The sequence below is a fragment of the Kamptonema formosum PCC 10802 genome (genome assembly GCF_000332335.1).
Classification (GTDB): Bacteria; Cyanobacteriota; Cyanobacteriia; order Cyanobacteriales; family Oscillatoriaceae; genus Oscillatoria.
Genome location: NZ_KB235948.1, coordinates 2,351,020 through 2,362,373, shown reverse-complemented (window position 1 = coordinate 2,362,373; position 11,354 = coordinate 2,351,020). Strand labels below are relative to the sequence as shown.

The following is an 11,354-nucleotide window of genomic DNA, read 5'->3' as shown; positions in this document are numbered from 1 at the left end:
TGTCGCACAGATTTTTCCTGTCAAGCGGCAAAATTCATCCTGCCGAAAATTTCTCTCTCTCCCCCTGGCAGTCCCCCTCCTAGCCGTTCTGTATGGGCCCAGCAGCTGCTAGCATTGGCGCAGACCGACCCGGCTTTTTCGGATAAATTTAGGTGCGCTAGCTCAGGGGCAGCGCAGCTGCTAGCGCTGGCGCAGATATCCGCTGCCTGTGCCGGGAAATCTTCACTCTGGGGCAACCCCTTTGAGGTCAGGGGAATTTCAATGACAAACTCGGTGCCTTTTCCTATTTCGGAGACGCAGCGCAAATAACCCTGATGGGTTTTTACAATCTGGTAGGATATGGCCAGTCCCAGTCCGGTTCCGTAACCGATGGGTTTGGTGGTGTAAAACGGATCGAAGATTTTCGCCATCACTTCAGGAGTCATGCCGGTGCCACTGTCAGCGATTTGGATTTGCACCCAGTCGCTCTCAACTAAATCCGTGCGAATCCAAATCGTCAGGCCTTGGGCCTTGGGCGAGGGGAATTGCTGTTCTTTCTCATGCCCAATGCCCGATGCCCTGTGCCCCATTTCCAGCGCATCAATCGCATTCGCTATCATATTCATGAACACTTGATTCAGCTGCCCCGCGTAACACTCCACCGGCGGCAGATTTCTATATTCTTTAATCACTTGAATCGCGGGCCGGTGGGGCTGTCCTGATTTCCATAATCTGGGCGATCCCGCAGCAGACAATGAAGGAGCCAAACAGCATGAAAATCCAGTCAAAAGGCAGGTTCCCTCGCTTCTTTACGATGTAAATCAGCTCCAGGGGAATTGTGAAGTAAGCCAGTGCGATCGGGGTGTCCGAGACAATGTGCAGCCCCACCAACTCGGGCTTCCACAAGTAGCAATGCCCGTGCGGGATAAAATAACCTGAAAAAAAGTGGTGAACCATTTCTGTCACAAGAACCCCTCCGCCATTTTTACCTCTCGTGTTTTGAACTCCTGTCCGCTAACCTGTTTAGTAAACCAGTCTGTCCCAAAGCGCGAGGGGCTCACTCCCGCAAAGGAGCCCGCAACCCCACCCCCAGCCTCCGATCCCCAGAGGCGGGAATTCCACCCTCTCCCGCCGCTCCTTCTGAGCCGGTGCGCTAACGCGGGAAGGGGAAAGAGGGGGAGAGGTTAAATTGTCAGGATATTTTAACAAAATGGAGATGCTCCCGATGCTTTCCCCAACTGTGAGCCGGTGAGGGTGGGGGCGTACCGCTTTGCGGAGCGTCCCCCTGCTGTTTAGCGTAAATCTGATTTTAAATTGCACCACATAATCTTACAACAATTTATTAAGAAGAACGCCCTGGCCTTACGGCCAAAATGGGCGTCCCGGGCTCTCCTCCGGATTTTTCTCAGAGCGAGCCAGACGTTTGTGCCTGGCTGACCTTTATTGATTAGCCTACCTCAAGTCTGCTTAACTTTCGCGCCACTTTTGTCACATCTTTAGCTGCTACAACCGGCATTCGATGTGACATTCGATGTGACATCGCTCACGGGCGCTTGGCCAAAGATGACTGCACACTGGCTACGTTACATAACAGATTAGTGTTTTTTTGTCAATCTCTTGATTATTAAATTTTTTTTATTTTTCAGGCTCTACAAATTGCCAACTAACAACTTGCGACGAGAGCGCCGCCCTTATGATAAATTGGGCTCACGAATCAAGCCGGCTTTTCAAGGGTAGGGGTTGAAAGCTTCGATCCCCCCACCCCCCTTAGAAAGGGGGGCTTATGCCACGGTTGTTGGTGAGGCTTTTCTGCTACAGCTCAAAACCGAACGCTGGATCTCGATCGTGTGTCACAATTCAAGCAGGAACGAAGTTTATCCCCTATGCAGAGAGTATTTTATGACGATAGAAGAAGTCCTACAGCTCATTCGCGCCAAAGGGCAAAAAGATTTAACCCCCGTACAGGAACTCGTCCTCCGCAAAGTCTGGGACAGCCAGACCTATTCTGACATAGCCGAGGGCTCTAAATATGGGGAAAAATATTTGAGGAACACGGCCTACGTTTTATGGCATGCGCTCACAGAAATTTTTGAGATTCCTGTGAGCAAAGCCAACTTGCGCTCCACTCTGGAGCCGCGCCCCCTGACGGAGGAAGAGCGACAGTTAATCCAGGAATTCATCCGCCGGCAAAAGCAAGCCGCGCCTCCAGAATTTCCCTCCGGACCAGTGCCACTCGGCTCCCCATTTTACATCGAGCGCCCGCCCGTGGAAGACCTTGTGTATAAAGAAATTGTCAAACTGGGAAGCGTCATCCGCATTAAAGCCCCCAGAAAAATGGGAAAAAGTTCCCTGATGCTGCGGATTTTAGAGCGGGCGGTTTTTCTTGGCTACCGGACGGTGACGCTGGACTTCCAGCAAGCAGAAGAGGGCATTTTTGACAGCCTGGATAAATTTTTGCGCTGGTTTTGCGCCTGCGCCAGCCGGCAGCTAAAGCTCTTGCCGGCACTGGACGATTACTGGGATGAGGATATGGGCAGCAAAGTCAGCTGCACCATCTATTTCCAAGGGTATCTGCTGCAGGAAACCGACAGCCCAGTGGTCTTGGCCTTAAATGAAGTGAACCGGCTTTTCGAGTATCCGAAAATTGCCGGTGAGTTCTTGCCCCTGCTGCGCAGCTGGCACGAAGAAGCTAGGCGGTGCGAGAGCCTGAAAAAACTCCGGTTCATTGTCCTGCACTCCACAGAGGTCTATATTCCCTTAAAGCTGACGCAATCTCCTTTTAACGTGGGCTTGCCGGTGCAATTGCCCTGTTTTACGAAAGAGCAGGTAATCGCTTTGGCCAACCGGCACGGACTGGACTGGAGAGATGGCGTGTGGGCCGAACGACTGATGGCAATGGTCGGGGGGCACCCTTACTTAGTGCGGCTGGCGTTCTATCACCTCTGTCAGGGGAATTTGACCCCAGACCAGCTGCTGAGAGAGGCTCCCACAATGGCCGGCATTTATAAAGAATACTTGCGCAGTCTCTGGGCAATACTGCAAGAGCATCCAGAACTATTTGCCGCCATCAAACAGGTACTTTCAGCAAAGAGCAAGGTGCAATTATAACCTGTAGTAGCCTATAAATTAGACAGTTTGGGGCTGGTACGCCTGGATGGCAATGACTGCACGATCAGTTGCGATCTGTACCGGCAGTTTTTTGCCTGCCTAAATCTTGTTTAGAGGGCGCGGCTGCACCTTGTATGCTAAAGTAGAAGTGATTTTCCTTCCAGGTGTCTGGAAGGAAAAATCGGCAAGCGCTTTAAAATCTCGGAGAGATATGAGCGAAGTCCAATACCAAATCGGCGGCAGTCTCGCCAGCGACGCGCCCACCTATGTGGTGCGAAAAGCTGACGCCGAAATCTACGAAGCCTTAATGAGCGGCGAGTTCTGCTACGTCCTCAACTCCCGGCAAATGGGCAAATCTTCCCTGCTGGTGAGGACTTTCCACCGGCTGCAAGCCGAAGGGTGCCGGTGCGCCACCCTGGATATGACGCGCACTGGCAGCGAAAATATCACCCCCATCCAGTGGTATAAAGGAATTGTCGCTGAGCTGTGGCGCGGCTTCAATCTCTTGGGAAAAGTCAATTTAAAAACCTGGTGGCGGGACGCAGAAGCCGTCTCTCTCCTCCAGAGATTGAGCGATTTTATAGAAGATATCCTGCTCGTCAAATTCCCGGAAGACAGAATTATTATATTTGTGGATGAGATAGACAGCATTCTCAGTTTGGATTTCCCGGTCGATGATTTTTTCGCCCTCATCCGCTTCTGCTACAACCGGCGAGCCGTCAATCCTGAATACAGCCGCCTTACCTTTGCGATCTTCGGAGTTGCCACTCCCAGCGATTTAATTGCTGACCGCAACCGGACACCGTTTAATATTGGGCGAGCGATAGACTTGCAGGGGTTTTCCCTGGAGGAAGCGCAGCCACTTGCCAAAGGACTGTCGGATCATATCGAGAACGCCGAAGCCGTTCTGAAAGAAATATTAGCGTGGACAGGAGGGCAGCCGTTTCTCAGCCAAAAGCTGTGCCAGCAGGTCCTGCTCGCCAGCCAAAATACAATTCTTGGCCCTTTGAAGATTCCGCCCGATACAGAGGGATTTTGGGTGGAAGTTGTGGCGCGAGAGCGGATCGTCACCAGCTGGGAATCCCAAGATGAGCCAGAGCATTTGCGGACCATACGAGATCGGCTCCTGAGAAATGAACAGCGAGCCGGCAGATTGCTGGGACTCTACCAGCAAATCTGGCAAAGCGCCGGAGCGGGTGCCGGCACGCCCATACCCTGCGATGACAGTCGAGAGCAAATCGAACTGTTGCTATCGGGATTAGTCGTGAAAGAGGGAGGCGCACTGAAGGTAAGAAACCGAATTTATCAAGAAGTCTTCAACCTGGAGTGGGTGAGCCAACAGCTTGCTTCCTTGCGCCCCTACTCACAGGCGCTGCATGCCTGGGTTGGCTCGAAACAGACCGATGAATCGCGCCTTCTCAGGGGGCAAGCTTTCAAAGACGCCCAACTCTGGGCGCAGGGAAAAAGTTTGAGCGACTTAGACTGCCACTTTTTAGCAGCTTCTGGTGAGTTAGACCGGCTTGAAGTGCAGCAAGCTCTAGAAGCGGCTCGGCTAACAGAAGTGGAAGCCCGACTGGATTCAGAGCGCAAGCGGCTAGTTTTAGAACTCGAAACAGCCAAGCGACAGCGGAGGTTTATGGCAGCGCTGAGCGGGGCGCTTCTCGATGCGATCGCATCGAGCACTTTCGCCCTCTGGCAATATCACCGCGCCGCACAGAGCGAAATTCAAGCCCTCACCTCCTCATCCGCAGGGCAATTCGCCTCCCAACAGCGATTAGATTCCCTGGTGACGGCGATTAAAGCCAGACGCCGGCTCGACAGTCTCGCTCATTCCAGCCCCGAGTTGCAATCTCAAGTTCAGCAAGTGCTGCAACAAGCCATCTACGGAACGGCAGAACTCAATCGCCTGTCGGGACATAGCGGCTGGGTTCTGGGAGTGGATGCCAGTCCGGACGGTCAGCTCGTCGCCACCGGCAGCAACGACCGAACGGTCAAACTTTGGCAGCTCGATGGCACAGAGACGCAAACTCTCCCGCACACGGCGACGGTTCACGCGCTCAGTTTCACTCCCGACAGCCAGCGCCTGGTGACATCCAGCCTCGACGGCAACATTTATCTGTGGCACCGGCAGGGCAAACTCCTCAAAATCTTTGCCGGACACAGCGGTGCGATCTGGGACATTGCGGTGAGTCCGGACGGCCAGCGCATCGCCTCTGCCGGTGAGGACAGCACCATTCGCCTGTGGGGCGCTGACGGCCACCCCCTCAAAACCCTGAGCGGACATCAAGGTGGGGTTTGGGGGGTTGCCTTCAGTCCGGATGGAAAACAGCTCGCCTCTGGCAGCATCGATGGCACAGTCAAAGTCTGGACCGGGGACGGCGAACTGGTGAGAGCCCTGGAAGGGCACAGGGCCGGCGTTTTTGACGTTAAATTTGCATACCTTGCAGGCCGTGCCGGCACAAAACGTCCCGCCATTGTCTCAGGCAGCGCTGACGGCACTGTAAAAATATGGCAGCCCGACGGAACGCTGCTCCTAACTCTCAGCGGTCACAATTCTGAAGTGTTTGAAGTCGCCGCCAGCACAGCAGGCGATGTGATTGCGTCCGCCAGCGCCGACGGAACCGTCCGCCTCTGGAAACCGGACGGGACGCTGTTGAAAATCCTCAAAGGGCATCAATCTGGAATTCGCGGCGTTAGCTTTATTCCCAACACTCAACTCGTGGTTTCCGCCAGCGACGACAATACCGCCCGACTCTGGAACCCGACAAACCCCTTCTCGAAAGTCCTTTACGGACATGGCGGCACCATTTGGGATGTGAATTTCAGCCCCGACGGGAGAATGCTAGCTTCAGCGAGTTCCGATCGCAGTGTTAGAGTCTGGGCGACCGACGGCACCTTGCTAAAGTCTTTTGCCGGCAACCCGGCTGCCATTCGCTCCGTTGCTTTTCTCAGGGGGGCACTCGCTACCTCCAGTGAGGATAAAACGATTGCATTCTGGCAGTTCGACGGGACGCTGCTGAAAAGCATAACAGGGCATGAGGCGGGAGTTTTGCATATCTCCGCCAGTCGGGACGGTCGCTTACTCGCTTCTGCCAGCGACGATAAAACCGTGAGGCTGTGGGAGGCGGATGGCACCTTGCTGAGAACTATCACAGGACACCGGATCGGGGTTCTTGACGCAGAGTTTACCCCGGACGGACAGAGGCTGGTTTCCGCAAGTGGCGACGTCACTGTTCGGTTGTGGAGTCTTGACGGCAGGTTTTCCAAAACTCTAGAAGGTCATCGCAGCGCTATTTGGGGAGTTACTATCAGTCCGGACGGTAGCACTTTGGCAAGTGCCAGCATGGATGACACGATTAAACTCTGGACGAGCGATGGCGCGCTGCTCAAAACCCTCAAGGGAAACACGAGAGGCATGATGGGGGTTGATTTCAGTCCGGACGGGAAAATATTGGTGGCGGGAGGCGCAACCGGCGCACTCAAACTCTGGAAAACAGACGGGACAGAAATAACAACCCTCACCGGACATGAGGGGAATGTTTGGGCGGTGGCGTTTAGCCCCGATGGCAAATCTATTGCCTCCGCAGGGGACGACCGCACGGTGATTCTGTGGGATGTGGGGAAAATTCTCAATCTTGACGAGCTTGCCTATGCCTGCGATCGGGTGCGGGATTATTTGCGGACGAATGCTCTGGTGGCGGAGGGCGACCGGCACCTGTGTGATGGAAGATAGGGCATGGGGCATTGCTGAAATCTTTCCCATGCCCTCTTTGCCGCGCTCACACAAGTTTTGAGAAGCCAGCGCCTGGTGCTATTCTCTCGTTTCCAGCCTCAGGCTGGGAAGGTTTCTTAAAGAAACCGGGTTGCTCAGTACCGTATGCACTTAGGTTAGAACATTAGACCTTCAGGCTCGGCGGACGCCCCCCCTACGTCTATATAGCAGTAAGCATTTAGGAAACCTACATTCCGGCCTCCCTTGCTCCAGAGCTCCCGAAGCTTCTATTGTTCTAACCAATATGACTGCTGCTATACTCCCTGAAACTTGCTTCCAGCAGTATGAATTTGTATGAAGTGGGGTCAATTATATTGATGCGCTTTTTTTTACAAAAATTTACACTCATTCCAGCCTGTCTTCACGAGATATTCACATTTGTGTGATAGGTTGCAATAAATACCGGTCGTTCAGGGCGTTGAGGAGAGCGGCGGCGCTCAAGTTGATGCCACACTGGCCGGAAAGTACCGCTCGATAAAATTTCTGAAAGCCTTACGCATTCAAGCGTTGATTAACTTGGGACTGGGGCTTCCCACAACCGCATGGTATAGCTTCACCCCACCCCTACTTCGAGAGCAGTCTGCTCAACGTTTAACCTAGGAGGGATGATTTCGCTTTCTTATTTGACCGCCAAAACCTTTTTAATATTTTACATAATATTTGCGGGGGCTGTCCAAATTTAGGCTACGGTCTAGAGATAAACAGGAGCGCTATCGGGAAAGGTGCTGGCCATGAAAGAGCAAATTAAAACACATATCAAAGAAGGTTTTTTATCTGTTGGAGGTGAGAGTAAAACTTTAAAATCTTTTAATAAAACCTGGAAACAGCGCTGGCTCTATGGCTTAAACATCAGGCAAAAGATTGCCTGTGGGTATGCCCTAGCGATTGGGATAGCTGTTTTGGGCACCGGCGCGGGTATCCTGGCAGGAGACTCTTACCAAAAACAGGCGATAAATCCAAGAATATTTGAAGAAGAGCCCTTGCTGTACGATTTGAAAGTCTCTGTTCTGGAGCTGAGCGAAAAGCAGTACAAATTGCTCTTCCAATTTGCGGGGCATACCCACAAAATTGAGCCCGCTAAAATTGAGATAAAAAAAGCTGAGATGCGGCGGGGGATAGACCAGCTAAAGGCAGATTTTGCCCGGGTCAAATCTTGGGTGGGAGCCGAAGGGTTGAGCGAGAAAGAGAGAGAATCGGCGGAGATGAGAGAATTTCTGCGGATTTACGGGGGGAGGCTAGAAGCCAACATCCAAAGACTAGAAGCGCTCCTAGAGCGAATCAATACAGCCGGTTTGCAGCCCGATGAATTTTCCCCACATGCAAAGGCGATGCTGGAGTTTGCCGGCGCGTTGGAGGCGGTGCATCTGGAGGATTTTCAGGAGAACTTAACACAACTGATTGAGAAAGCCACGGAGAAAGAAGAAGAGGCTACAGCCCTCGTGATAAAAGCGCAGTTCGTGCGCATTGAGATTGTTGGCGCTAGCATTCTGCTGTCAGTCGCCCTGGCGGCAATTCTGGCGCTGCGCACCAGTCGGGCGATTGCTCGCCCCCTGCAAATTGCCACCTCCCTCGCTCGCCGCGTCACCGCAGAAGGCAATTTTGACCTGAGGGTGCCGGTGGAAACATTGGATGAAATCGGGCAATTGACGAACTCCCTGAACCAACTGATCCAGTGCGTAGCGGGTTCCATCGAGGAGATCGAGGAGTCCAAAGCTGAGCTGGACAGCTTCTTCAACCTCTCTTTCGACATGCTTTGCATTGCGGATTTGAATGGCTGTTTCCGGCGGGTGAACCCAGCGTTTGAAAAAACCCTCGGCTACAGCCCGGAAGAGTTTCTTTTTAACCCGTACTTTGAGAGCATTCAGCCCTCCGATAGAGCGGCGATTTGCGCTGAAGCGCGAAAGTTTTTTGCCAGTGGAGCGGCTGGCTTCGTGGAGAATAGGTATCCCTGCAAAGACGGTTCCTACAAGTGGCTGGCTTGGACTTATGTGCCGGTTATTGAGAAAGGTTTAGTGTATGCCGTGGGGCGCGACATGACGCCGGCAAAGCGGGCAGAAGAAGCGCTCAAACAGCTCAACGAACAGCTAGAAATGCGAGTTGAGGAGCGGACAGCCGAGTTAAATGATACAGTGAGAGCGCTGCAGGGGGAAATGGCTGTGCGCCGGCAGGCAGAGGCAGCTTTGCAGAAGAGCGAAGCGCGGCTCAACGGCATACTCAATTCTCTCGAAAGCGTGGTGCGTTCGGTGGACGCCACCACGTTTGAGCTGCTTTACCTCAACCCCGCCGCCGAAAAAGTTTACGGGCGTCCTCCGCAAGAGTTCTTGAACAGCCTGAGCTGGCTGGAGGCTGTTCACCCGGAAGACCGGCAGGGGGTGGAGAGGGATTTCACGGTGCTTTTCTCCACCGGCAGGATAGAAACAGAATACCGGATCGTGCTGCCGGCTCTTGAGGTGCGCTGGGTTCACGACCAATCTAACCTCGTAAAAGATGGCAGCGGCACCCCTGTCCGCATTGACAGCATCGTTACCGACATCACTCGTCGCAAGCGGGCGGAAGAGGCGCTGCGACAGTATCAGGAACACCTGGAAGAGCGGGTGGCGCAGCGGACTGTAGCACTCACCGAAACCAACCAGCAGCTGCAGGGGGAAATCGCAGAGCGCAAGCAAGCGGAGGAGGCGCAGCGGCGAAGTGAGGCGCAGTTGCGGCAAAAAGTCCAGCGCGAAGAATTGCTCTACCGGCTAGCCGGTCAAATCCGCCAGTCTCTGGATCTCGACACGATCCTGGAAACCGCCGCCATCCAGATTCGCTCCTTGCTGCAAACCGACTGGTGCCTGTTTATTTGGTATCTCCCCGAGGCGCAGCCGCCGGTCTGGCATGTGGCCCATGAAGCCAAGAATCCCGACTTGCCGTCCTTGCTGGGTTACTACCCTGCTGACGCCACAGGAACGGTGGCACAAAAGCTGTTTAATCTGGAAATCTACCGGATAGATGATGTCGCCGCCATCTCCGATCCAGTAGAGCGGCAATTCTTTCAGTGTTTGGGCTACACCTCTTTTTTGGATGTGCCGGTGCAGACGCCCTCTGGTGCCAAGGGTGTGATTGCCTGCGCCCAGCACAGCGGTGCCCGATCGTGGCTTGACAGTGAAGTGGAACTGCTGCAGGCGGTTTGCCAGCAGCTGGCGCTCGCCATCAGCCAAGCGGAACTCTACGCCTCCGCCCAAAATTCTGCCCGTCTCGCCACGGAAAAAGCAGGCCAGCTCTTGCTGGCGCTGGAGGAACTCAAGCAAACTCAAGCGCAGCTGATTCAGAGCGAAAAGATGTCAAGCCTGGGCCAGATGGTAGCCGGCTTGGCTCATGAAATCAATAACCCCGTGAACTTTATCCACGGCAACCTCAGACACGCCCACTCCTACGTTCAGGAGTTGCTGGAACTGGCGCTGCTCTACCAGGAACACTGCCCCAACCCCATTCCTGAACTTCGAGCCAAGCTCGAAGAGATTGACCTGGCCTTTCTGGCAGAAGACTTGCCCAAGCTCCTGAATTCCATGAGAGTGGGAACGGAGCGGATTCGCCAGCTGGTGCTGTCCCTGCGCAACTTCTCGCGCCTGGATGAAGCGGAGATGAAAGAGGTTGACCTGCACTCCGGCCTCGACAGTACGCTGTTAATCCTGAATCACCGGCTCTCAGGGATTGAAGTGATCAAGGAGTACGGAGACTTGCCACTGCTTGAGTGCTACCCTGCCGGGCTCAACCAGGTGTTTATGAATATTCTCAGCAATGCCATTGACGCTTTGGAAATGGGGCACCGGGCATCGGGCATCGAGGGTGGGGAAGCAGTAACACAATCCCCCCCGCGCAATGGCCCATCCCCTGCGATTTGGATTCGCACCGAGGTGGGGAATGGGGCGTGGGGCATCGCCCCTGGCGCATCGGGCATGGCGCATCGGGCATTGAACAGTCAATCCAAAATCCAAAATCCAAAATCCCCAATCCCCAATCCCCAATCCCCAATCCCCAAATCCCATGTTGCGATCGTGATTGGGGATAATGGCCCAGGAATTTCGCCGGCCATCCAAGACAAGATTTTTGACCCCTTCTTCACTACCAAGCCCATAGGGCAAGGCACGGGGCTGGGACTTTCTATATGCTACCAGATGGTGGAAAAGCATGGGGGAGAAATCAGGGTAGTTTCCCAACCCGGTGAGGGAACGGAGTTTGCGGTTGTGGTGCCGGTGAAGCAGTTGCCCGCCACTGCTGCCGGTGCGTCTTAATATATAGCGGGACATGGGCATTGGGGCAGTGGGCGATGGGGCATTGGGCAAAAAGCTGTGAGTCTTCCATGATGCGCCATGCCATGAGCGCCATGCCCCATGCGCCACGCACTCTAATAAGTTTAGCGACCGGCATTAATTCGACTCTCAACTCAAGCGGGCACTTTCTATCTTTGGGCTCAGGACACAGCCGCAGGGCATAGATTATTGGAAGACCTGTTTTT

At 53.9% G+C, this 11,354-nt stretch carries 4 protein-coding genes and 1 pseudogene; 3 read left to right on the top strand and 2 right to left on the bottom strand.

Translation table 11 applies throughout. From position 1 onward, the window contains the following. Positions 1-20 precede the first annotated feature (20 nt). Both OSC10802_RS0110020 and OSC10802_RS54270 read right to left on the bottom strand, forming a co-directional pair. The gene (locus tag OSC10802_RS0110020) at positions 21-671 is read right to left on the bottom strand and encodes a sensor histidine kinase (RefSeq protein WP_017716650.1); all 651 of its coding nucleotides are present in this window, start codon (positions 669-671) and stop codon (positions 21-23) included. Beyond that, entirely contained in the window at positions 664-936 is a 273-nt protein-coding gene (locus tag OSC10802_RS54270) for a hypothetical protein (protein WP_017716649.1), read from the bottom strand. The genes OSC10802_RS0110020 and OSC10802_RS54270 overlap by 8 nt, the downstream gene beginning before the upstream one ends. A 942-nt stretch (positions 937-1,878) precedes the next feature. On the opposite strand from OSC10802_RS54270, the pseudogene OSC10802_RS39505 reads away from it, so the two are divergent. From OSC10802_RS39505 to OSC10802_RS44190, 3 genes and pseudogenes are all read left to right on the top strand, one after another. After that, positions 1,879-3,201 (top strand): annotated as a pseudogene (locus OSC10802_RS39505) (AAA-like domain-containing protein). A gap of 97 nt (positions 3,202-3,298) precedes the next feature. Then, positions 3,299-6,820, top strand: a complete 3,522-nt coding sequence (locus OSC10802_RS0110005; protein WP_017716647.1) for an AAA-like domain-containing protein — start codon at positions 3,299-3,301, stop codon at positions 6,818-6,820. Between the two features lie 770 nt (positions 6,821-7,590). Continuing rightward, positions 7,591-11,130, top strand: a complete 3,540-nt coding sequence (locus OSC10802_RS44190) for a PAS domain-containing protein (RefSeq protein ID WP_017716646.1) — start codon at positions 7,591-7,593, stop codon at positions 11,128-11,130. Positions 11,131-11,354: the final 224 nt, after the last annotated feature.